Origin of the sequence: Sorangium sp. So ce145, from assembly GCF_051525985.1 — a bacterium.
GTDB lineage: Bacteria > Myxococcota_A > Polyangia > Polyangiales > Polyangiaceae > Sorangium > Sorangium cellulosum_B.
In genome coordinates this window covers 730,291-753,077 of sequence record NZ_CP150315.1, presented here as the reverse complement: position 1 = coordinate 753,077, position 22,787 = coordinate 730,291, and the positions used below count along the sequence as shown (strand labels likewise).

15 protein-coding genes are annotated in these 22,787 nt (G+C 74.7%); 8 read left to right on the top strand and 7 right to left on the bottom strand.

All coding sequences use genetic code 11. From position 1 onward, the window contains the following. Window positions 1-8 precede the first annotated feature (8 nt). Both WMF34_RS02800 and WMF34_RS02795 read right to left on the bottom strand, forming a co-directional pair. Window positions 9-1,862, bottom strand: a complete 1,854-nt coding sequence (locus WMF34_RS02800) for a GAF domain-containing protein (protein ID WP_437992335.1) — start codon at window positions 1,860-1,862, stop codon at window positions 9-11. A 483-nt stretch (window positions 1,863-2,345) separates the two neighbouring features. Then, window positions 2,346-4,580: a DsbA family protein gene (locus tag WMF34_RS02795; protein ID WP_437992334.1), complete on the bottom strand. Its 2,235-nt coding sequence runs from the start codon at window positions 4,578-4,580 to the stop codon at window positions 2,346-2,348. Window positions 4,581-5,016: 436 nt separating this feature from the next. Between WMF34_RS02795 and WMF34_RS02790 the strand changes: the two genes are divergently transcribed. The 8 genes from WMF34_RS02790 to WMF34_RS02755 all read left to right on the top strand — a co-directional run bounded on the left by WMF34_RS02790 (window position 5,017) and on the right by WMF34_RS02755 (window position 16,948). Further along, complete coding sequence (locus tag WMF34_RS02790; RefSeq protein WP_437992333.1) at window positions 5,017-7,419, top strand: hypothetical protein; 2,403 nt, start codon at window positions 5,017-5,019, stop codon at window positions 7,417-7,419. Window position 7,420: 1 nt separating this feature from the next. Further along, complete coding sequence (locus WMF34_RS02785) at window positions 7,421-9,805, top strand: hypothetical protein (protein ID WP_437992332.1); 2,385 nt, start codon at window positions 7,421-7,423, stop codon at window positions 9,803-9,805. 134 nt (window positions 9,806-9,939) lie between these two features. After that, on the top strand, window positions 9,940-10,284 hold the full coding sequence (locus tag WMF34_RS02780; RefSeq protein WP_012233145.1) for an HU family DNA-binding protein: 345 nt from the start codon (window positions 9,940-9,942) through the stop codon (window positions 10,282-10,284). A gap of 158 nt (window positions 10,285-10,442) precedes the next feature. Beyond that, window positions 10,443-11,672, top strand: coding sequence for a tyrosine--tRNA ligase (tyrS, locus tag WMF34_RS02775; protein ID WP_012233144.1), 1,230 nt, complete (start codon window positions 10,443-10,445; stop codon window positions 11,670-11,672). Then, window positions 11,665-12,711: a hypothetical protein gene (locus WMF34_RS02770; RefSeq protein ID WP_437992331.1), complete on the top strand. Its 1,047-nt coding sequence runs from the start codon at window positions 11,665-11,667 to the stop codon at window positions 12,709-12,711. The genes tyrS and WMF34_RS02770 overlap by 8 nt, the downstream gene beginning before the upstream one ends. A 42-nt stretch (window positions 12,712-12,753) precedes the next feature. Further along, window positions 12,754-14,865 carry an alpha/beta hydrolase gene (locus WMF34_RS02765; RefSeq protein ID WP_437992330.1) on the top strand — a complete coding sequence of 704 codons (2,112 nt, stop codon included), beginning with the start codon at window positions 12,754-12,756 and terminating at the stop codon, window positions 14,863-14,865. A 57-nt stretch (window positions 14,866-14,922) separates the two neighbouring features. Then, window positions 14,923-16,260 carry a metallophosphoesterase gene (locus WMF34_RS02760; protein WP_012233141.1) on the top strand — a complete coding sequence of 446 codons (1,338 nt, stop codon included), beginning with the start codon at window positions 14,923-14,925 and terminating at the stop codon, window positions 16,258-16,260. A gap of 82 nt (window positions 16,261-16,342) precedes the next feature. After that, entirely contained in the window at window positions 16,343-16,948 is a 606-nt protein-coding gene (locus tag WMF34_RS02755; protein ID WP_012233140.1) for a Uma2 family endonuclease, read from the top strand. Window positions 16,949-16,992: 44 nt separating this feature from the next. Here the strand turns inward: WMF34_RS02755 and WMF34_RS02750 are convergent, their stop codons facing one another. The 5 genes from WMF34_RS02750 to WMF34_RS02730 form a co-directional block, all read right to left on the bottom strand. Continuing rightward, window positions 16,993-17,604, bottom strand: coding sequence for a DUF2914 domain-containing protein (locus tag WMF34_RS02750; RefSeq protein ID WP_012233139.1), 612 nt, complete (start codon window positions 17,602-17,604; stop codon window positions 16,993-16,995). Between the two features lie 240 nt (window positions 17,605-17,844). Then, window positions 17,845-19,179 (bottom strand): multicopper oxidase family protein, encoded by a 1,335-nt coding sequence (locus WMF34_RS02745; protein WP_437992329.1) that lies wholly within the window; start codon window positions 19,177-19,179, stop codon window positions 17,845-17,847. Between the two features lies 1 nt (window position 19,180). Next, the gene (locus WMF34_RS02740; RefSeq protein ID WP_012233137.1) at window positions 19,181-20,662 is read right to left on the bottom strand and encodes a TolC family protein; all 1,482 of its coding nucleotides are present in this window, start codon (window positions 20,660-20,662) and stop codon (window positions 19,181-19,183) included. Further along, a complete protein-coding gene (locus WMF34_RS02735; RefSeq protein ID WP_437984148.1) occupies window positions 20,652-20,999 on the bottom strand; it encodes a hypothetical protein in 348 nt (115 codons plus the stop codon). Before WMF34_RS02735 ends, WMF34_RS02740 begins: the two co-directional genes overlap by 11 nt. A 206-nt stretch (window positions 21,000-21,205) precedes the next feature. Beyond that, window positions 21,206-22,771: a L,D-transpeptidase gene (locus WMF34_RS02730; protein WP_437992328.1), complete on the bottom strand. Its 1,566-nt coding sequence runs from the start codon at window positions 22,769-22,771 to the stop codon at window positions 21,206-21,208. Window positions 22,772-22,787 lie beyond the last annotated feature (16 nt).

Below are 22,787 nucleotides of genomic sequence, written 5' to 3'. Positions count from 1 at the left end.
CGGCTCCGCTAGCGGGCGGCCTTCTTCGCCCCCGCGGTCACGAGGCCGGGCTCGAGGACCACGTCGCGCGCCCCGACGAACTCGGCGAACTGCTGGCCGATGTAGGTGAGCGCGTTGCCGTCGCTCTCGGAGAACGGCTTGCCGTCGAGCGGGTTTCCGATCTCGAGGAGGCCCAGGTAGCGGCCCGCGAGCTCGACGGGCGCGCAGATGACGCTCCGGAGCTCGACGCCGATCGCCTTCCACCGCTCGTCCATGACGCGCTCGTCCTTGGCCGCGTCGGGCACGACGACGGCGCGCCTCGACCGCATCGCGGCCAGCGGGAGCGGCGCCCGCTCGGACAGCCTGGCGAGGAGCGCGCTCTTGCCGCCGTACTGCCGGACGACCACGAACTCGCGCCGGTTGATGTCGAACAGCGACACGAGGCCGAGGGCGCACGGGATCTTGTCGAGCGTGAGCGCGAGGATGAAGTCGGCGCCCGCGAGGGTGTCCTGGAGGAAGTGCAGGTCGCTGCACGCCTCGAACAGCTCGGCGATGAGGTCGTCGCCGGAGAGGCGCCCGTTCTTCGGAGGGAAGGAGGAGCGCCGCCGCGGCGGCGCCGGCGTGGGGGCAGCGACCTCGGGCGGCTCCGGGACGAGCTGGAGGCGTGGCGGCGCCCCCTGCTGGTCGGCCGGCACGGCGAGCAGCACCACGTCGGCCGGCGGCGTGAGGGCTGGCCGCGGCAGGTCCGCAGAATACGCGGCGGCCGGCGGTGGCACGTGCGCCGGCGGCGCGGCATCTGCCGGCGGCGCGGCGTCTGCCGGCGGCGCGGCAGCCGGTGGCGCGGCAGCCGGTGGCGCGGCGTCCGCAGGCGGCGCGGCAGCCGGCGGCGTCACGTCCGCAGGCGGTGCGACAGCCGGCGGCGCTACGTCCGCAGGCGGCGCGGCAGCCGGCGGCGCTACGTCCGCAGGCGGCGCGGCGGCCGGCGGCGCTACGTCCGCAGGCGGCGCGGCGGCCGGCGGCGCCGCAACCGGCGGCACGGCAACCGGCGGCGCCACGTCCGCAGGCGGCATGGCCGGCGGCGGTGCGGTGCCGCCGGTGCGCGGGCGGAACTGGATCTCGGGTTCGGCCGAGCGCCAGTCTTTCCAGGCGAGGGTCGCGAGCGGACTGCGCTGAGGCCGGCCGTCGAAGACGTGATCGAACACGGCGATATGGATGAACTTGCCCGGTCGCGCGTCGTCGATGCGCTGCCGTGCGCGCTCGAGCCGATCGATCAGCAGCGCGCTGACGAGATCGCGCGGGGTGCCGGTCGCGACCGCATAGACGAGCTCTCGGTACGTGAGCGGCGAGCGCTCGGACGGGTTCTCCTCGCGCTGCGAGATGAGCTGATACGGCGGCAGCTCCGCGGGCGCTCGCTCCGGCTCGGCGCCTCGCTCCTGCGGCGCGTCCCGCCCCGGCGCGGCCTCCCCGCCTTTCGCCGGTTGCGCCTGGGCGCCCGCTGGCTCCGAGACGAGGAGCGCGGTCCCCATCGAGATGAACGGGACCGTGGGCGCGATCGGGCGCTTCCTTGCGACACTCCCCGCAGGCTCGGCCGGCTTTGGAGAAGCCGCCCCGGCCGGGGAGGCGCCCGCCGGCGTGTCGGTCCCGTCCGTCAGCGCCGCGTCGTCCGGGGCTCGCTGCACCACGTACCGCACGCGCGTCGCCGGATCGATCGCTCGGTAGCCGCTCTCCAGCAGATCCACCGAGAAATTGTTGAGCGGGCCCCCATCGCCGCGGAGCGCCCGGGCCTTCTGCAGCGCGGGCTGCCACTGCGGGGCCTCGACGCACACCTTCCTGCTCGGCGGAGCGTTCTGGCCTAACGACGAGATCTCGACGAACCAACGCATCGTTTGCGGTTCCAATCCGCGCTGGCGCTGACTGGGTGGCGCGCTCTGGCGCGAAGATCGTTCTACTCGACGCGCGCGAGGGGGGTCAACGCGCAGGCCGCGCGGAGAGCGCGCGGAGGTCGCGCGGACGCCTTTGGAGGATGGCGCGAAATCTTCTCAACCGGGACCGCCAAGAAGAATCGGGCCTGTCCTGAAATCACGCCGCCCGCGCCGCGAGTCGCCGCGGACGAACCCGTTCGTCCACTGAACGGCCGCCGGGTATCCCCGCGGGGCAGGAGGTCACCCGCTGTCGAGCCGCGCGCGCCATGGAGCGCGCGGTGAATGGGGACACCCCGCGTCCTTCGTCTCCAGGCGATCCGCCGCCCTGCGCGCAAGCGGGATACCGGGCTACATCCGATCCGGCCCGGGGACGATCCGTGATCCTCGACTCTGCATATCGACCCGCGCGCAGCTCGACCCGTGCGGGGGGTCCGCGCACGCTCGCTATCCCGTCTGGCCGACCGCCGCAGGGGGCTGGGCCGGCGGCGGGGGCTGGGCCGGCGGCGGGGGCTGAGCCGGCGGCGGCTGCGCAGCGCCGGGCTGGGCCGGCGCCGATGGCGCTGCCCCTGGCTGGGCCGGCGCCGGTGGCGCTGCCCCTGGCTGGGCCGGCGCCGGTGGCGCTGCCCCTGGCTGGGCCGGCGCCGGCTGCGCTGCACCCGGCTGGGCCGCGGGCTTGCTCGCGCCGTGAAGCGACTCCTTCGTGGGGGGAACGTGCGGGCCGAGCGCCCTGTCGACGAGGCGCTTGAAATGTCTGGTCGACTGCGCGCCGCCGAGAAAGTAGTCGTTGATGGCAAAAGACGGCGTGCCGGTGATGTGCAGGCGCTCGGCGAGCTTCCGGTCCGCCTCGACCGCCGCGCGGTGCGCTCCCGAGTCGAGCGCGGCGCCAAACTTCGCCACGTCGAGGCCGATCGCGGCCGCGTGGCGCTCGAGCGCCTCGCGGCCCAGCCCATTCTCGGACTGGTCCTGCCACAGGCGCTGCGCCATCGCCCAGAAGCCGGCCTCGCCCTTCTGCCGGAACGCCTCGATCGACGCCTCGGCGGCGAGGGGCGCCCGCGAGTGGGAGGGGAGCGGCAGGTGCCTGAAGACGACGCGGACCTTGCCCGGATAGGCGGCGATGATCCCGTCGATCGTGGCCTGGACGCGCATGCAGAACGGGCACTCAAAGTCGGCGAACATCTGGATCGTCACCTTCGCGCCAGGCTTCGCGCCCTTGCCGGGGTTGTCCCTGGTCGGCGCGGGGGCGAGGATCCGCTCGGGCGGGTCGCCGGCCCTCGCGTCCTTCTGAAGCGCGTCGTAGACCTTCGCGGCCGGCGTGCCCGCGGCCACGAGCTTCGCGGCGCGCGCGATCTGCTCGTCGATGAGGGCCTCGAACTTCTCGGCCGGCTGGGCGCCGGCGAGACGCCTGCCGTTGATGAAGAAATGGGGCGTCCCCCTCGCCTGGAGATCGTCGGCGAGGCGCTGATCGCGCTCGATGCGCGCCGCGTGGCGCCGCGCGGCGATGGCCCTCTGCGCGCGGGCCACGTCGAGGCCCAGGGACTTCGCGTGCGCCGCGAGGTCCGCGTCCTCGAGGGGCCCGGTCTTCAAGAGCTCGTACGCCTTCCAGAACGCCGCGTCGCCCTTCTGCGCCTTGGCCTCCAGCGCCAGCTCCGCGGCGGGCTCGGCCCGACGGTGGAAGGGGAGCGGGTTGTGCTTGAAGACGACGCGCAGCTGAGCGCCGTACTTCTTTTCGAGGCCGTCGACGGTCGGGGCGACCTTGCGACAGAACGGACACTCGAAGTCCGAGAACATGACCAGCGTGACCGGAGCGCCCGGGTTGCCCCGGATCGGCGATCCGTCGACAGGCACCTTCCACACGGTCGTGTCCTCGGGGGCCGGCGGCGAGGGCGGCTTCGGGGCCGGCGCGGGCGCCTTGTTCTGCTCGGACAGCGCCGCGTAGACGCGCTCCTCGGGGACGCCGGATCGCCGGAGATCCTCGGCCGCCCGGAGCTGCTCGTCGACGAGGGTCCGGAACTTGTCGACAGGCCACGCCCCGCTGACGAACACCCCGTTGACGAAGGTCGCCGGGGTCCCGTGGATGCCCACGCTCTGGCCGGCCTCGAGGTCCCGGTCGATCTTCGGCGCGTGCCGCTGCCCGTCGAAGGACGCGCGGAACGCCGCTCGATCGACGCCTGCCTCGGTGGCCCACGCCTCGAACGACGCCGGCGTGAGCGCGCGCTGGTTGGCGAAGGCGAGCCGATGGAACTTCCAGAACGCCTCGGCCCCGCCGAGCCGGAACACCGTCTCGGCCGCCAGGTGCGCCGGGCGCGCGTTCTTGTGGAACGCGAGCGGGAAGTGCCTCCAGACGATGCGCAGCCGATCGGGGCCGTAGGCCTGCTTCAGCTGCTCCAGCGTCGCCATGTGCCGGGAGGTGAAGGGGCACTCGAAGTCGCCCCACACCACGAGGGTGACCGGCGCGAGCGGCTCGCCCCACCACGGCTCCGCGCGGGTGACGGGCACGGCGGTGCCCGGCTCCGGCTCCGGCTCGGCCGCTACAGCAACGGTCGGCGAGGGAGCCGGGAGGACCACCGTCTTCGGCCGCTCGACCGCCGACGGGGTCACTGCGCCCGACGCGCAGGCAGCGAGAAAGCACCAGAGGAACAGCAGCAAGAACAGACGGGAAAACGGCGGTAGCGCAGGCATGAGCCCCCTCGGATGTCGCGGTCCGTGGACGGGATCCTACACGGACGGCCAGAGCTCAGGTCGCCCGGGCCGCGGCGCGCCACCGCTGCAGACGGGCACACGGCGGGAGGCCCGGCGAGCACAGACGGCAAGCGCCTGCCAAGGAACACCCGCAGATCCGTCCGCCAGCCATCCGACCAGCGAGGCAACAGAGAAAAAAAAGAGCGCCCGCTCGACGGCGGGGGGGAGACCGTCACGGGCGCTCTGCACTGCTCCCTGAGCAGGATGCGGGCCAGGAGCTTTCCCTTCGGAGTTCGGGGACTTTCGCTAGTAAAACGACTTTCCTATTTCAATCCTGAAGCAGCCGCTTGCAAACGTGCTGGGCAGAGCTGGCCGCCTCAGCCTCCGCGGCGGGCTCCTCGGGTCAGGCTGCGTGAAAGTCGTGTAAAAGAGCCGCGTGTCACCGTCCAGCGCCGACCCTGGTCCCTCCTCGCCGCCCGGAAGCGCAGCGCCCCCGAGCAGCGCCTCCTCCGACGGAACGGACGGAACCGAGACCGCGACCTCCCGGGGCGCCGGCCCGGCGGCGCCACCCGGCTGGCTCGATCGCCTGGTCGCGGCCTGGCCGCGCGTCGATCCGGTCCTGTTCGCCGCCTACGCCGGCGTATGCGTCCTCTACGCCGCCGTCGCGTTCTACAGCGCGATGCACCAGCAGACGGGCGGCATGTGGTCGGCGCCGCTCGACGATGTCTTCATCCACTTCGATTACGCCCGCGCCACCGCGCGCGGGTACCCGTTCGAGTGGTCCGAGGGCAACGGCTTCTCGAGCGGGAACACGAGCCTGAGCTACCCGTTCGTCCTCGCCCTCGGCTATCTCGTCGGCTTCCGCGGCGTCCTGCTGATGCAGTGGGCGGCGATCGTCGCGTGCACCTCGATGCTCGGCTTCCTGCTCGTCGGCGCGCGGCTCCTCGAGCCCGTCGGGCGCTGGGCGAAGTACCTGCTGCCGCCCGTGGCGCTCTCCATCGGAGCGCTCGACTGGTCGCTGTTCAGCGGGATGGAGAACGCCTTCCACCTCGGCGTCTGGGCGCTCGCCACCCTCGCCGCGCTCTCGGTCGCCCGAGCGGCCGACGCGACGCTCGCAACGCGGACGGCCGATGACGCGCGCGCCGAGGCGCCGCCGAAGCGCATCGCCCACCTCGGCTGGGCCGCCGGCCTCGCCGGCGCGCTCCTTTACGCCACCCGGCCGGAGTCGGTCGTCTGCGTGGCGGCGCTGAGCGTGTACGCGGCCATCGCCGTGAAGCGGGCCCACGGCGCGCGCGCGGCGATCGCGACCCTGCTCCGGACGTCGGTGCCCGGCGCGCTCGCGTGCCTCGCCCAGGCGGTCGCCAACCGCGTGTTCACCGGCGAATGGGCGGCGAGCGGCGCGATCGCCAAGCTGGCGCTGAACAACCCGTACATGACGTCCTCCGAGAAGTGGGACACCTACGAGTTCCTCGCGACGTACGTCGTCGCCCGCAACACCAACCACCACTTCTCGGACGCCCTCCCCTGGGGCTGGCTCGTGCCCGCCCTCGCGCTCATCCCCCTCGCCTCGCGCAGGACCCGCGGGGCCGCGGCGCTGCTCTGGGTCCAGGTCGTCGGGTGGCTCGCGCTCGTGGCCCTGAACGGTCAGGTCCGCTGGCAGAACGAGCGCTACACCATGCCCGCGGTCGCCTGGCTGCTGGTGCTCACGGCGATGGGGCTCGCGCTGCTCGTGGCGCGCGCCGCGTGGGCCAACGGCGGCGAGCGCCGCCAGGAGCGGCCAGAGAGCGCCCCGGCCGGGATCAGAGCGCGGCTCGGGGCCCTCGGCGCAATCGCGGCCGCGGCCCGCGGCGGCGCCCTTTCGCGCGGCCTCTGGTGCGCGCGCGTCGCGCTCGCCCTCGCCGTGGCCGCGCTCTTCTGGGCCCACCAGCTGCCCAGGATGCGCGACCAGATCTGGTTCTTCGGCCGCGCCAGCCGCAACATCCGCGATCAGCACCTCGTCGCCGGCAAGCTCCTCGCCCAGCTCGACGTCCGCCGCGTCCTCGTCGGGGACGCGGGCGCGCTCCTCTACGCGTCGGACCGGCCCGGCCTCGACATCATCGGGCTCGGCGGCTACCACGATCTCCCGTTCGCGCGCGCGGGCGTCCACGGCCTGGGCGCCTCGCTGGAGCTCATCGAGCGCATCCCCGCCGACGACCGCCCCGACACGCTGGCCATCTACCCGGGCTGGTGGGGCGACCTCCCGGCCATCTTCGGCAGGCGGATCGCCGCGATCCCCGTCGTCGGCAACGTGATCTGCGGCGGCGCGGAGAAGGTCATCTACCAGGCCGACTGGAGCCCGCTCGCGCACGGCGCGGCGCCCGCGTCGATGCGCGAGGACGAGCGGATCGTCGACGAGCTCGACGTCGCCGATCTCGTGAGCGAGCGGGAGCACGGCTACGCCTTTCCGCGGCCACAGGCAGGCTTCGTCGGCTTCAGCGTCCTGCCGGATCCGCGCGGCTCAGGGCAGGATCGCTTCGACGCGGGGCGCGTCATCCCGGGCGGCAGGAGCGAGGTGGCCCGCCTTCACGCCCCCCGCGAGGGCCAGGGCAGGCTCGTGGTCCGCACCGCCGCGCCCCGCGCCGCCACGATCCGCGCGACGGCGGATGGCCGGGAGATCGGCCACCTCGCGCTCAAGAGGGGCGACGGCTGGACCGAGGCCTCGCTCGACCTCCCCGAGGGCCTGCCCGAGACGTTCACGCTCACGCTCACGCCGGTCGACGGGGAGTGGGTCGATCACCACGTCTGGATCCTCGATCGCCCCGCGCGCGGCGCCGGCGCGCGCCCGCTCGCCGGACAGTGACGTGCGCGCCGGCCTGCCCCGCGACGCCGCGCAATGGATCGCGCTCGCGCTCGCCCTCGCCGCGCTGCTCGCCGGCGCCTGGCTCCTCCGCCGCTCGCCCGCCGCCGCGCGGGCCGGCCCCGCGCCTCCACGCCCCGGCGCCGCGCGCTCGGGCCGCGACCCCGCGCCCCGCTCCGGCGCGGCCCTGGGCGCCGCGATCGCCGCGGCCCTCTCGGTCGTCGCGGCGCTGCTCTCGGCCGCGTACGTCGCGGTCTACCTGCGGGGCGGCCCCCGCATCATCGACGCGACCAGCTACTGGCTCGAGGCGCGCGCGATGGCGGCCGGCTACCTCGCGTGGCCGCTCGATGAGCCCGCGGCCTCCGTGCTCGGTCGCTTCCTCGTCCGCAGCGACGCGATGGCCGGGCGCGGCGCGGCCGAGGTCGCGGTCCTCTTCCCCCCGGGCTACCCCGCCCTGCTCGCGCTCGGCTTCCTCGCGGGCGCGCCGCTCGCGGTCGGCCCGGCGCTCGCCGCGGCGCTCGCGATCGCCACCTACGACCTGGCCGCGCGGTTCGCGCCGGAGGGCGCGGCCCCGTCCGGGAGCGCCGCGCCGATCCGCTTCGTTCCGCTCGTCGCCGCGCTCTTCTCGGCGCTCTGCGCCGCGCTCCGCTACCACACGGCCGACACGATGTCGCACGGGCTCGCGGCCCTCTGCTTCACCGTCGCGCTCGCGTCGGCGCGGCGCGCGCTCGACGAGGCCCGCGCCGCCGCATCGACGGGCGCCGCGACGGGGCCCCTCGGTCCGGCGGTCCGCGCCGCCGGGCTCGCCGGGCTCGCCGCCGGCTGGCTCGCGGCGACGCGCCCGCCGAGCGCGCTCGCCCTCGCCGCGACGCTGCCCTTCGTGATCCTGCCGGCGATCGCGCCGGGGAGCGCGGCGGCCGGCCCGCGCGAGGGCGCTCCGCCGCCGCGCCCCTCGCCGCGGCTCGCGCGGCTCGCCGCGGCGATGGCGATCGGCGCCCTCCCCGGCCTCGCGCTGCTCGCGGCCCACCAGCGCGCCGCGACGGGCGCCTTCGCCTCGTCGCAGGCCGCGTACTACGCGGTCTCGGACGGCCCGCCCGGCTGCTTCCGCTACGGCTTCGGCACCGGCGTCGGCTGCCTCGGCGAGCACGGCGACTTCGTCCGTCACAACCTCGCGGAAGGATACGGCTTTCTTGCGGCTGCCGGCACGACGCTGCGCCGCCTGAAGCTCCACCTCGTCGACGCGCTCAACGCCGAGCCGCTCGCGCTGCTCGTGCTCGCCGGCGCCGTGATCGCCTGGCGGCGGCCGCGCTCACGCGCCCTCGCGATCGCCCCGCTCCTCCAGATCGCCGCTTATGCCCCCTTCTATTTCGACGGCAACTACCCGGGAGGCGGCGCGCGCTTCTTCGCCGACGTGCTGCCGGTGGAGCACGTCCTCGCCGCCATGGCCGCCCTCGCGCTCGCCGAGCGCGCGGCGACGGCGGCGCGCACGGAGCGCGGCCCCGCGCGCCGGCGTGGCGCGCTCCTCCCGGCAGCGCTCCTCCCGGCAGCGCTCCTCGCGGCGGCGCTCCCGCTCGCCGGCTTCGCCTTCCGCGCGGGCTTCGAGCACGCCGCGCTCCGCGATCGCGAGGGCGGCCTGCCCATGTTCGACCCCGCCGCCGTCGCGCGCGCGGGCGTCTCGCGCGGCCTCGTGTTCGTCGACACCGATCACGGCTTCAACCTCGGCTTCGATCCCGCGCCGGAGGACGTCGCGGTGCTGCGCTACCGGGGCGACGCGATCGACCGCATGGCGTGGGAGGCCCGCGGTCGCCCCCCCGCGTACCGCTACGGCTTCGCGATCCCGGACGGAGGCGGCCTCGCCTCGGTCTCGATCACGCCGCTCGTCTTCGACGCCGTGCTGCCCGGCGAGGCCCGCATCGAGGGCGAGTCGCTGTGGCCACCCCGCGACCAGCGCGGCGCCTTCGCGCTGCCCGAGCACGCCGGCGGCACGTGCGCGTCAGGCGGGCGCCTGCTCGCGGTGCACGCGGCGGGGCGCGGCGAGGCCGTCGTCCGGGTCGGCCTGCCCGCCCCCTGGCTCCGCGGCGCCCGGATCAGCCCGCGCGTGGCGCTCTCGGGCGACGGCGCCGGCGAGGTGCGTCTCCTCGTCGACGGCGCCCTGCTCCACGTCTGGCGGGTCGAGCCTGCCGCGCCGAGCACCCCCGGCGCGCCGCTCGCCTGCGCCGAGCTCCCGCCGCACCCGATCCCGGAGGATGCCGTCGGAATCGAGCTCGCCCTCGCCCGCGAGAACGCGGCGGCGAGCGGGGAGACAGGGCAGGGAGGAACGGGAGGGACCGAAGCCCTCTTCGCGCTCGACGCGCTCTCCGTTGTGGGCGGGAATTCGGTTGACCGCTAGTCCCGTAACATGCGAGCTTTTCATAGGATTCTGTTGTCGTGCGGCTCCTGGAGCGGCGCATCCCCTGGAGCTCTGCGATGGAAAGCGGCAAGTCGAGCGCCGGCGGCGGTCCGCTCGGGTGGGGGAGGTGGACCATGACGAAAAGCGAGCTCATCGACGCGATCGCGGGACGGGGGGAGCTCACCAAGGCTCGAGCGGAGCTCGTGGTGAACTGCGTCTTCGACGCCATGACGCAGGCGCTCCAGCGCAACGAAGGCATCGAGATCCGCGGGTTCGGCAGCTTCACGGTCAGGCCGTACAAGCCCTACAGCGGCAGGAACCCGCGCACGGGCCAGCCGGTGCCCGTGCCCGCCAAGCGCCTTCCGTTCTTCAAGGTCGGCAAGGAGCTCAAGGAGCTCGTCAACGCGAGCCGCGCGTACGCGATCTCGGGTGACGACGACGACGAGGACGAGGACGACGAGGAGAGCGACGACGAATGAGGCGGCGCGCGGCGCGTCCGTGACGTGACGCGCCCCACGGCGTCGGCGTGACGACGTCGCTCGCGGCGCCCTGGTCGCTCCCTGCGCCCTCTCCGCGCGCGCCGAGGCGCGTCGCCCCTCTGGCGGGCGGTTCCGCCGCGCGGTAGAAGCGGGCCCCCATGGTCCCCGCCGAACGTCAGCTCCAGATCCTCTGCAAGGGTGTCGTCGACCTCCACGTCCGGGCCGAGCTCGAGGAGCGGATCCGCGAGGGCAAGCCGCTGCGCGTGAAGGCCGGCTTCGACCCGACCCGGCCCGATCTCCACCTCGGCCACACGGTGGTGATGCAGAAGATGCGGGAGTTCCAGGAGCTCGGGCACCACGTGGTCTTCGTGGTCGGCGACTTCACGGCGATGGTCGGCGATCCGACCGGCAAGAACGAGCTGCGCCCGCGGCTCTCGCGCGAGGAGGTCGTCGCCGCGGCGGAGACCTACCAGGCGCAGGCGTTCAAGGTCCTCGACAAGAACAGGACCGAGGTCCGCTACAACTCCGAGTGGCTGAACAAGCTCGATCCGACGCAGATGATCGAGCTCTGCGCGAAGTACACCGTCGCCCGCATGCTGGAGCGCGACGACTTCAAGAAGCGCTACGAGGAGGCGCGGCCCATCTACGTGCACGAGTTCATGTACCCGCTCCTCCAGGCCTACGACTCGGTCGAGCTCGAGGCCGACATCGAGCTCGGCGGCACCGATCAGCTCTTCAACCTGCTCGTGGCGCGCGACCTGATGCCCCGCTACGGCAAGCGCGCCCAGATGGTGATGACGATGCCGCTCCTCGAGGGCACGAACGCGCGCGTCGAGGACGGGAAGGTCGTCGGCGCCAAGATGTCGAAGAGCGCGGACAACTACGTCGGCATCACCGAGCCGCCGTTCGACATGCTGCAGAAGCTGATGCTCGTCGATGACGGCGTGATCTGGCGGTACATGGAGCTCCTGTCGTCGCGCCCGCCCGAGGAGATCGCCGCCCTGCGGGAGGCGGTCCTCCGCGGCGAGCAGGGCGTCATCGGGGTGAAGGAGCTCTTCGCGCAGGAGATCGTCACCCGCTTCCACTCGGCGGAGGACGCGCGCGCGGCCCTCGAGCGGCGCCGCAGCGTCGCGGCCGGCGGCCTGCCGGAGAACATCGAGGAGCTCCAGGTGGCGAGCGACCGCGACACGATCCCGATCGGCAACGCGCTGGCGCTGGCGGGGCTCGCCGAGTCGACCTCCGCGGCGCGGCGCCTCGTGAAGGGCGGCGCGGTGCACCTCGAGGGCGAGGTGGTCAAGGACGAGCAGCTCAAGCTCGAGCGTGGGAAGCGCTACCTGGTCCGCGTCGGCTCGAAGAACCGCCGCTTCGCCTACCTCGTCGTTGGCTGACGCGCCCGGGCGAGCGCCTCGCCGGCGCGCCGTGCTCGGCGGCGTCCTGGGCTGCGCCCTCGGCCTCGCGCTGCCCTCGTGCGGCGGCGCGCCGCGGCCGCCCGCCCGGCCGAGCCCGCCGCTGCCGCCGCTCGCCACGGCGGACCTGACGCGCCTCCTGCCGCAGGCGGGGCTCAGGTGGCTGATCCTCGTCCGGCCCCGCGAGGTCGCGGCGGTGCCGTGGCTCATCCCGTCGATCGCGGTCGTGGCGCCCGAGGAGAACCTGGCCCGGCACGCCCGCGCGACCGGCGTCGACCTGCGGCAGGTGCGCGAGGCCGCGATCGCGTCGTACGCGGGCGCGGGGCCGGCGGGCGACGCCACGCTCTACGTGGCGCGCCACAGCGGCGATCCGCGCGCCATCGAGCGCCTCTTCCGGCGGCGGCTCACGGGCAAGGAGCGGCGCGCGCTCGATCGCCCGGACGTCGTGCGCGTGACGGGCGACATCGGCACGAGACCGCACGCGCTGGTGCTGCTCGGCGAGGACGTGGCCTGCGTGCAGGACGGCGGCAGCCCGCTGCGCGGGCCGGCGCGCGTCGCGTCGCTGTACGCGCTCGGGCGCCTCAAGCGCTCGCCCGCGGCGCTCTCGGGCGGCCCGCTGCGCGCGCTCGAGGCCCGCCTCGGCCCGGCGCCCGTGCGCGCGTTCGCGCCGGGGCCGTTCGACGGGGAGCTCGCCCGCGGCGCGCGGGGGCTGCTCGCGGCGGCGACCGCCGTGGGCGCGGCCGCGAGGCCGAGCGCCCGCGAGGGGATCGCGCTCGCGATCGCGGTGGCGGGCGACTTCTCGGCGAGCGGGGAGGCCGCCTCGGAGGAGCTGCTCGCGGCCTGGAACGAGCTGGCGGGCGGCTCGTTCGGCCACCTGCTCGGGCTGGACGCGCCGGTCGAGCCGCCGCTCGCCACCCACGCGCCGGACGCGGTGGCCGTCGCGGTCGAGCTGAACCCCCGGGCGCTCGCCCGGGGGCTCGCGGCGGCGACGGGCGAGCGGCTCGCCGAGATGCTGCGGTAGGCGCGGCGGCGCCTCACCGGTAAATTGGGTGCCGTCAGCGCCATGCCCACCACGACCAGCGGCTTCTTCCTGCAATGCGCCTCCCGCGGCACGCTCGAGCTCGTCTTGCCCGCCGCCGACACGCCGTTCGGCGTCGAGCACCACCGCCGCGAGGAGACCTCCGGGCCGTGGCGTCACGTGGCGACGTTCGCCAGCGGCCTCGGCCCGGTCGAGGCGGTGTCGCTCATCCAGAGCAACTTCGGCGATCCAGGCCACCTCGAGGCGGTGGCGCGCACCGGGGATCGGTTGGCCGCGTTCTGGTGCGCGCCCTCGAGCGAGCCGTCGTGGAGCGAGCCGCGCTTCTTCGCGGAGGGCGCGGCCGGCGACCCCGCGCTGATCCAGGGCGGCTTCGGGGGCAAAGGCAACTTCGAGCTCGTGGTGCCCCACGCACGCGGCGGGATCGCGCACTACCACCGCGACAACGACACCGCGGAGCTCGGCTGGCGCGGCCCGGTGATCTTCGGCGAGGGGCTCGGTCGATTCGAGGCGGTCGCGATGATCCAGCGCGTGGCCCGCGCGCCGCACGGACCCGACGCGCCCGGCGACCTCGAGGTCGTCGCGCGCGTCGGTGATCGCCTGGTGATGTTCCGGCGCTCTCCCGGGTCCGGGGCTGCGTGGCACGGCCCGGAGGAGGTGGTCTCCGGGGTCCGCGGGACACCGGCGCTCTTCCGGAGCACGATCGGCGGACCTGGGACGCTCGAGCTGTTCTCGCCGCTCGCGCGCGTGGGGCTCGCGCGGTGGAGCCGTGACGAAGGCGCCCGCGGGGCGCGCTTCCGCGGTCCGACGGTGTTCGCCACCGATCTGGGCCGGTGCGAGGCGGTATCGGTGATCGAGAGCTGGCCGCTCGGGCGAATCGAGCTCGCCGTGCGCGCCGAGGGGCGGATCGTCCACGCGACGCGCGACGGCGCGCTCTGGTCGCAGCGCGCGATCGTCGGCAACGCGTCGCCTTCCTCGGCAGATGTCCCCTCTCCGGCGACGCTCCCTCCGCCTGCCACAACGACGAATCGCCCGCCTGCGGCGACGACCTCTCGCCCCCCCGCCGCCACGACGAATCGCCCGCCTGCAGCGACGACCTCTCGCCCGCCGGCGGCGACGACCTCTCGCCCGCCCCCCTCCACGAGCTCGCCTCCGCCTGCGCCGCTCCCCACCGGCGCTTCGCCGCGGCTGCGCGCCGGGCCGCACCGGGCGGGGTTCCGGCGCATCGGCGCGCTCTCGCTGTCGGCGGACGCCTGCTACCCCGACACGTGGCCGTTCCAGGGCGCGATTTACCGGTGCCCCGCGCGGAGCGCCGCGCTGCTCTACTACCCCGCGTCCGCGGACGGCGAGGAGGCGCCGCTCTCGCCGGGAGGCCCGTTCCCGGTCATCGCGATCGCCCACGAGCGGCGCCTCGCCACGAGCGCGGCCACCGCCGGGTCGCCCGCGGGTCTTGCCCAGGACTACCGCCAGCTCGCCGGCGTGATGGCGCACCTCGCTCGCTGGGGCTTCGTCGTCGTCGCGCCCGATCTCTCGTGGCTCACGCCCGACGACGCGCCGCTGCGCCGCGCCGCGGTGCTGCGGGACGCGCTCACGCACCTCCGCGCCGGCTCCCGGGGCCCGCTCCTCGCCGACTTCGCTCGGGTGGGCCTGCTCGGCCACGGGCTCGGCGCGCAGGCGGCGCTCGCGCTCGCGCTCGACGCCGCTTGCCCGTTCGATGTCCGCGCCCTCACGCTCCTCGCGCCGGCGGGCGCCCCCGAGCGCGCGCTGTCCATCGACGCGCTCGCGCCTCGGCCGGTGCTCGTCGTCCGCGGCGCCGCGGATCCCATCGCCGCCGCGGTCCCGGCGGCGCTCTACGACCGCGCGCGCGCTCCGAAGCACCTCGTGACCGTGCCCGGCGCGAACCACTTCGGCTACACGACGTCGCTCGGCCTCGCCGAGCCGCTCGACGGTCACGCCGGGCTCTCGCGGCGCGAGCAGCAGGCGATCGCGATGGGCTACCTCGCCGCGTTCTTCAATGGCTACCTCCGGGACGCGCGCGGCGACCTCGACGCGCTCTCGGGCAAGGCGTCGCTCGAGGGGCTCGAAGCACGCGAGATCCCGGTCAGCGCCGAGGTGCCTGACGGAGCGGCTGGCTCCTAGGCGCAGCCGGCGGGCCGCGGCCGGACGCGCGATCGACGCGATGCTACTTTCAGCCGTGTGTACCAGCTCGGCGGCCTCGTCGTCACGCTCGTCAACGGCCTCCTCGGCCTGATCCTCTGGCGGCGGCTCCGCGCGGCGTTCCCTCGGCACGGGGCGCTGATCAGCGGCCTCTGCGCTGCGGGCCTGCTGCTGGCCGCGCTCCCGGCGCTGCTCATGGCCGCGGCGAGCTTCTCGGGGCTGCGCGCGCTCCAGCGCCACGCGCCGGAGCCGCTGGCGCTGATCGCCATGGGCGCGCAGGTGGGCCTGCTCCTCTACGGGGTGCTCCTCGGGCTCGCCACGCTCGCGAGCGCGGCCGTCCGGGCGCTCCGCCGGCTCCAGCCGCCCCGGAACGCCCGGCCTGCGGCCGATGCCCAGCCTGCGACGAACGCGCAGGCCAGCGCCGGCGCTCAGGCCGATCCAGCCGCTCAGGCCATCCGCGCGCCTGCGGAGGTCGAAGCCCGGCCGGAGGCCGTCGATGAGCGCCGCCGCCGTCTCGTCGTCGGCGCGACATGGGCGCTGCCCGCGGCGGCGGTCGCGGTGTCGATGGGCGGCGTGCTCGCGTCGCGACAGCGTCCGGCCATCGTGAGGCTCGCGCTGCCGGTGCGCCGCGAGCTGACGAGCCTGCACGGCGTCACCATCGCGCAGCTCAGCGACGTGCACGTCGGCAGCTTCATGGACGCGGAGCGGCTCGACGAGCTCCGCGACGCCATGAACGCGATCCGCGCGGACATCCATGTCGTCACCGGCGATCTGCTCGATCACCACGTCTCGCAGCTCGAGCTGTCCGCGCGGCTGCTCCGGGGCCTGCGCCCCGCCCGGGGGCAGCTCTTCTTCTGCATGGGCAACCACGAGTACATCGCCGCCCGGTCGGCCAGCGTGGGGACGATCGTGAAGGGCCTCGAGGAAGCGGGCGCCCAGGTGCTCGTCGACGAGGCGCGGGAGGTCCGCCTCGGCGGCGATCGCCTGTGGATGGGCGCCATCGACTACCCGAGCCGTGCGCGCCCAGGAGAGCCCGCCCGACGCCCGACGCGCGACGGGCTCGATCGAGCGCTCGGCCAGATGCGGGACGACGGCGCGCCGCGCGTCCTCCTCAGCCACCACCCGGGCACGTTCCGAGCCGCGCGCGAGCTGCCGTTCGATCTGATGCTGTCCGGTCACACGCACGGCGGGCAGATCTCGCTCGGCCGGATCGGCGATTACGCGCTCACGCCGATGTTGCCCGCCGGGCTCTACCACAACGGGCACTACGAGCACCGGGGCCGTCGCCTCCACGTCAACGCCGGCGCCGGGGGCTGGCTGCCGGTCCGCATCAACTGTCCACCGGAGATCACGCTCGTCGAGCTCGTGCCCGCGTGACGTCCCAGGAAGGGTCCCGCTCGCTGCACTTGCGGAGCTCTCGCCGTGGACGCGCTCCGTCTCCCGGGTGAAACTGCGGGACATGGCACAAGCCGCGGTCCGCACCGGCCTTTCGCCGCAGGAGTACCTGGACTTCGAGCGTTCGTCGCCGCTTCGCCACGAATACGCGGACGGTGAGCTCTTCGCCATGGCGGGCGGCACGCTGGAGCACAGCGCGATCGGCGCGAACATCCTCGGTGAGCTGCGGAACGCGCTCCGCGGTCGGGGATGCCGGGTGCTCACCTCCGACATGCGCATCAAGATCGCCGCCACACGCCGCTACGTGTACCCCGATGGCGCCGTCGTTTGCGCGCGTCCCGAGTTCGAAGACGAGCAGCGCGATACGCTCCTGAACCCACGCGTCATCGTCGAGGTGCTCTCCGACTCCAGCGAGGCCTATGATCGCGGGGACAAGTTCGCCCAGTACCGGACGCTACCGTCGCTCGAGGAGTACGTGCTCGCGTCGCAGAAGGCGCCGCGAATCGAGGTGTTCACGCGGCAGCCAGACGGCAGCTGGCTACTCCGGATCCACGGCCCGGGCGAGCACGCAGAGCTGTCGTCCCTCGACGGGGCGCTCGACGTCGACCGGGTGTACCAGGACGTCTTCGAACGGGATGCGATGGGAGAAGCGCCGCAGGACGCGCCCTGAAGCGCTGACGACGAGCGGCGTCTCCCGCGCCCGGCCGCCCTCGGCTACAGCGTCACCTCGAACGGCGCGCGCGCGAGCTCTTCGCCCGTCTCCGACCGCACGACCGCCGTCCACTCCCCCGCCTTCCGCGCGCCGCGCGTGAACGCCCACGTCCGCCACCGCGGCGACGGCCCGACCCCGAGCGTCACGTTCCCGACCGGCTCCCCGCCGCCCGGCGGGACGAACGCCACCGTCACCTCGCCCTCCACGTCGCTCCGGTTCTCGACCTCCAGGTACGCATAGAGCCGCGGGGTCTCCGGCGCGTGGAACGTCGTCCCCGGCGCCACCGGCTCGCGGTCCTTCACCCCCTCCGCGATCACCAGCCGCTTCACCTTCAGCTCCGCCGCCCCCCTCCCCTTCTCCTTGGCCTCACGGCTCCCCTTGCTCCCCTTGTCCGCCACGACGTTCGCGTCCGGCGCGGGCGCCGTCACCGGCGCGGCCGGCAGGCTTGCGGGCGCCGCCGCCGTGACGGCTGCAGGCTCGGGGCACTGCGTCGCCGCGGGGCTCGCGGCAGCGGCCGGCGCCGGAGGCCGCGCGTCGTGACGCTCGCCGCAGCCGGCGAGCGAGACCGTGCAAAGCGCCAGAAACGTCATCCGTCGAGCCATCTTCATTGCCATCGAAGCACTCCTCCGTGATCCGGGGCGTCCCGGCCTCGCCACCGGATATGGCAAGGCGTGGACCGCTTCTGGCTCATTGAAATCACTGAAGATTTTGGCTGACCTGTGGTCGCTCGGCCGCGCCCCGTGTGTCCATCGAGACGGCCGACCCGCGCCGCCGCGATCGACGCGAGCCCCCGGCCTCCTCGAGTCGACGCGCGGACGAGGTACCGACCGCGAGCGCTCGCTCACGTCGAGAGATCACCCGCCCGGCTTCCCTCCAGAAGCGGGGTCAATCCCGTCCGCCCGCATCCGCTCGGCGCTCGCCGGCCCGGCCACGGTGCCCGCCGGGTGCACGTACCACCCGGCCGGATCCGCCTTGTCCGGATCGTCGCGGACCTTGAGGACGGTGAACATGCCCCCCATGTCGATGTACGAGAACGGCCCGGCCCCGCCGCGCATCGGCAAGCTGTTCGCGGGGATCGGCATGGGCATCTCGCCCATGCCGCCCATCCCCGTGGTCCCCATCGTCATGTAGCCGGGCATCACGCGGCGCATCCGCCGATCGAGCGCGCGGGTCTCGGCGCCGACCATGTTCGGCAGGCCATGGCCCATCTGCATCATCGTGTGATGGGTCATGTGGCAGTGCACAGCCCAGTCGCCCGGCTCCTCGGGGACGAACTCGATGACCCGCGTGCTGCCGACCGGGACCAGGACCGTCGTCTCCGGGTACTGGGCCGACTCGGGGACGAACCCGCCGTCCGTCGCCGTGACCTGGAACGACAGGCCGTGCAGGTGGATCGGGTGGTGATCCATCGGGCCGAGGTTCCCGAGGCGCACGCGCACGCGCTCGCCGCGGCCGACGACGAGCGGCGCCGTCGCGGGGAACGCCTTGCCGTTGAACGTGAGGACGTTGAAGTCGCTCATCGCGTTCGGGTCGGGCCGGCGCGCCCCCGCGTTGATCTTCCACTCGTGCGTCATCAGCACGAAATCCCGGTCCACACGCGGCCCCCTGGGCCTCCTCGGGTGCACGACGAACATCCCCACCGCGCCCAGCGCGATCTGGGTCATCTCGTCGAAATGCGAGTGGTACATGTACGTCCCCGGATACCGCACGACGAACTCGTAAACATACGTCTCGCCGGGCTCGATCGGGCGCTGGGTGAGCCCGGCGACTCCATCCATGCCGTTCGGCAGCACGAGGCCGTGCCAGTGGACCGTGGTGGCCTCCGGCAGGGAGTTCGTCACGTAGATGCGCAGGCGATCGCCCTCGACCGCCTCGATGGTCGGGCCGGGCGTGCTCCCGTTGTAGCCCCACACCTCGCTCTTCAGGCCGGGGGCGATCTCGTGCTCGAGGGGGCCGGCGACGAGGTGGCCGACCTTCACGCCGTCCACCACGCGCAGCGGGAGCGTGCTGCCGTTCGGCGTCACCACGGCGGGCTGCCCCCCGGGCGCCGCGGTCCGGCGAGGCGGGGGCGCAGCGGCGCCCCCGGCGGGCGGCGCGCCAGGGCGCTGCTGCGCATGGGCGAGCCCTTGCGTGAGGATGGCGGCGCCGGCGGCCAGACCGCCCGCGTGGATGAAAGCACGTCGGTCCATGTCAATGCCCTCCTTCGCCGGTGGCCGAGGCCCTCGGCATCGCCGCGGGAGCTCCGGCCCCCGCGGCCTCGACGCGGCGCCCTGCCAGGAGCGCGTCGAACGCAGCCTTCGCCGTCCAGTGCTCGCGCAGCGCCTCGACCGCCGCGAGCTCGGCGTCGAGCTGCTCTCGGCGCGCCGAGAGCAGCTGGAAGACCCCGACCTGCATCGCGTTGTACTGGAGCAACGTCTGCTCCAGCACCCGCTTGCGCGCCGGGAGGATCACGCGCTCGTAGTGCCGCGCGCGCGCGTGCGCGAACGAGAGCCGGCTCTGCGCCTCGCGGACCGCCGAGCGGACGTCGACGGCGCGGCCGTGGTAGCGCTCGAGCAGGCCGTCGAACTCCGCCGCCTGCGCGGCCTCGGCGCCCTGCCGCCGATCGAAGATCGGGAGCGAGAGGCGGACCCCGGCGCCGAGGACCCACGGGTGCTCGTGCGCCTCGCCGCTCGCGCCGAGCTCCCGCTCCCCGTGCACGCCGATCGCCACGTCCGGCACCCAGCCCTCGGCGCGCAACGCCCCGGCGCGCCCCGCCGCCGCCTCGAGCCGGCTGCGCAGCTCCGCGAGCTCGAGGCTCGCCCGCAAGGCCAGCGACTCCGCGCGCGGCGGCGTCGCGAGCGCCTCGGGCGCCGCGGGGACCGCGCCGGCGATCGTCCAGGAGGTCGCCGCGCCGGAGAGGCCGAGCAGCCGGGTGAGCCGCTCGCGCTGCGAGAGGAGCTCCAGCTCCATCTGCGCGGCCGTGACGCGCGCCTCCTCGTAACCCGCCTCCTGCGTCGCCACGTCGAGCTCCGGGACGTTGCCCGCCTCGAAGAGCGCGCGGGCGGCGTCGCGGGCCGCGGCGAACGCGTCGAGCGCGCGGTTCGCGATGCCGAGGCGCTGCTCCGCCGCCTGCGCGGCGTAGAACGCGGCGCGCACCTGGTAGCCGAGATCGACGACCGCGCCCGCGGCGCGGTAGCGCGCGGCCTCGTGCTCCGACCGCGCCGCCCTCGCGTGGAGCGGCGCAAGGAGCGCCGACGTGAGGTCGATCTCGACCTCGAGCTCGAGGTGCGCGTGCTCGACCCCCTCCTGCAGCGGCGTGACCCCGATCGCGATCTCCGGGTTCGGCAGCTTGCCCGCCTGCTCGAGGTTGCCCCGCGCGACGCCGACCTCCTTCAGCACGGCGCGCAGCTCGCGGTTGTTGAGCAGCGCGATCCGCACCGCGGCGTCCGCAGTGAGCGGCTGCCGCGGCGCCTGGCCGAGGGCGCGCGCGCCGTCGGCCGGCGCCGGATCGACCTCCTCGGACGCCGCGCTCGGCGGGAGCTCCACGCGGGACAGCTCGCGGATCCGCGCCATGTCGGCGGTCGACGACGGGGCGGCGCAGCCGGCCGCGGCCGCCGAGGAGAGCGCGAGGCCCGCCACGAGCGGCAGGAGGCGCGAGGCGAGCGCGCGCGATCGAAGGTGTTCAGTGCGCATGGACGGGCTCCTCGGGCGTGGCAGCCGCCGGGCCGCCCTCCGGCGGCCTCGCCGGCGCCGGGCCGTGATGATGGTGGTGGTGGTGCTGGTGAGGGTCGGCGCCGGCGCCCGCGGCCCCCGCCGGCTCGAGCCCGACCCAGCCCGCGGCGGGCTCGCCGGGCAGCGGAGGCTCCTCCGAGAGGGCGACGCCGATCCGCGGCGAGGGAGCCTCCGCGGCCTGCGGTGAGGCGGCAGAGGACGCGGGGAAGCTCGCGGGAAGGCTGCGCGGCGCGCAGCCGGCGAGCGCAGCGACGAGCATCAGCAGGGCGTTCAGGCCGGCGAGGTGAGGTGATTTCATGGAAGCCGCTCCAGCGTGGCGAGTGCGATCACGTGCGGGGCCCGAGGCGACCGCGCCCCGCAGCGGCTTCATGCCGCATTTGAGCTCGATCGCTCCAGAGCTCAGCGCAGGAAGTTGGATCGCGAGCAGCGTCGTCCCGGGTTGCATGCATGGCCGACGCGCGCGGCCCGGCGGTATTACACATCGCCGCCCCGGGCCGCGCGCGGTCAGGCGTGGATGTACACGAGCGTCCCGCCCTTGTCGTTGAACGCGGCGTGCCAGCCCTCGGGGACCGGGGGATCGGTCCACGCGAACAGCCACGCCGCGTCGGCGGGCGCGAGGTTCACGCAGCCGCTGCTCCGCACCTTGCCGAACGCGTCGTGCCAGTAGACGCCGTGCAGCGCGTAGCTGTTGTGGAAGTACTGGACATAGGGCACGTCCCGCAGGTCGACGGACGACTCGCTGAGCTCGTCGCCGTCCATCGTCGCCGTGACGTGCTTCTCGCGGATGAAGAACGTGCCCTGCACGGTGGCGCTGGTGGTCGCGGGATCGCCGAGCTCGCCGCGGCCCGTCGAGACGAGGGTCGCGAAGACGGGGCGCTCGCCCTCGTAGGCGACGAGCGTCTGGAGCTCGATGGAGATGTCGATCCACTTCCTTCCGCGCGCCGCGTGCCCCCAGAAGTCGCGGCCCAGCCGCGCGACCCGCAGCGCGGACGCGGGGATCCACACGCCCGCGTCGGTCTCAACATAGGCGCCGGCGGCGGCCGTCTTGCCGGTGAGCACCCAGCCGGAGCGGTGCGCCGCCCAGCCGTCCGGCCTGAGCTCGCCCGAGGCGTCCGGCTTCAGCGTGCGCACCCCGTGGTGCATGACGAACGCGGGGGTCCCCTCGCCCTTCACCTCCACGCCGCGCATCGCGGTGGGAGCGACGGCCGAGGTGCGATCGATCGGGATGAGGTCGAGCTCGGTCGTCAGGCCGAAGCGCCGCCCGGTCCACGCGAAGGTGGAGATCAGGCCGAAGGCCGAGTCCGCCCGCGCGCGCCCGCGGTGCGCCGGGAAGCGGACCTTCTCGGCGGCGCCGAGCGGCTTGGGCAGGTCGCGGCGGCTCGCGAAGAAGGGCGTGAGCGGCTCCGGCTCGCCCAGGAGCGCCTCGTCGCGGCGGGACCACGCGGGGGTGCCCTGGGCGCGCGAGCGCCCCTCGACGCGCCGCTGCTCGGCCTCGCTGGGCAGGTGGACATAGAGGTGCGGCGGCGGCTTCCGCGACACGACGTAGCGGTACGGATACGGCTCGCCCCGGCGCGGGCCGGCCGGCGTCGCGGCGACGATCTCGTGATCCAGGTCGAGCGAGGCGCCCTTGCCGACGCACACGAAGCCGCGGGGATGGATGGCGTACCACCCGCCGGCGCACCCCGCGTCGCCCGACGGCGCCGCGGCGCGCTCGACGAGCGCGCCGGCCCGGAGGTAACCGAGCTTGAGCGCGCCGCGCTCGGGCGCGGCGTACACGAACGTGCGCATGGCGATGCTCGCGAGCTTGTCGCCGCGCCCGGGCCGCAGCGCCTCCCTGGACGCCGCGGGCGCGGCCTCGCCATCCGCGCCGCCGTCCAGCGGCTCCACGGCGCCCGCGGCGGCGAGCGCCGGCTCAGCTACCGCCGGCTGCGCCGCGGCCGAGCGCCCCGGTGGCTCCTCGCCCGGGCCGCAGGCCGCCACGAGCGCCGACGCGGCGAGCGCCGACGCGCGCCGCAGCCGATCCAGACCACCGCGGCGGCGCGCGCGCGCATCCGGGAAAGAGCAAGCCATGACGAGCAACGGGCCT

Excerpts from the sequence above, each read along its gene's own strand:
- WMF34_RS02800 (WP_437992335.1), bottom strand. The coding sequence starts at position 1,862 with ATGCGTTGGTTCGTCGAGATCTCGTCGTTAGGCCAGAACGCTCCGCCG.
- WMF34_RS02795 (WP_437992334.1), bottom strand. The coding sequence starts at position 4,580 with ATGCCTGCGCTACCGCCGTTTTCCCGTCTGTTCTTGCTGCTGTTCCTC.
- WMF34_RS02780 (WP_012233145.1), top strand. The coding sequence starts at position 9,940 with ATGACGAAAAGCGAGCTCATCGACGCGATCGCGGGACGGGGGGAGCTC.
- tyrS (WP_012233144.1), top strand. The coding sequence starts at position 10,443 with ATGGTCCCCGCCGAACGTCAGCTCCAGATCCTCTGCAAGGGTGTCGTC.
- WMF34_RS02765 (WP_437992330.1), top strand. The coding sequence starts at position 12,754 with ATGCCCACCACGACCAGCGGCTTCTTCCTGCAATGCGCCTCCCGCGGC.
- WMF34_RS02755 (WP_012233140.1), top strand. The coding sequence starts at position 16,343 with ATGGCACAAGCCGCGGTCCGCACCGGCCTTTCGCCGCAGGAGTACCTG.
- WMF34_RS02750 (WP_012233139.1), bottom strand. The coding sequence starts at position 17,604 with ATGGCAATGAAGATGGCTCGACGGATGACGTTTCTGGCGCTTTGCACG.
- WMF34_RS02745 (WP_437992329.1), bottom strand. The coding sequence starts at position 19,179 with ATGGACCGACGTGCTTTCATCCACGCGGGCGGTCTGGCCGCCGGCGCC.
- WMF34_RS02740 (WP_012233137.1), bottom strand. The coding sequence starts at position 20,662 with ATGCGCACTGAACACCTTCGATCGCGCGCGCTCGCCTCGCGCCTCCTG.
- WMF34_RS02735 (WP_437984148.1), bottom strand. The coding sequence starts at position 20,999 with ATGAAATCACCTCACCTCGCCGGCCTGAACGCCCTGCTGATGCTCGTC.
- WMF34_RS02730 (WP_437992328.1), bottom strand. The coding sequence starts at position 22,771 with ATGGCTTGCTCTTTCCCGGATGCGCGCGCGCGCCGCCGCGGTGGTCTG.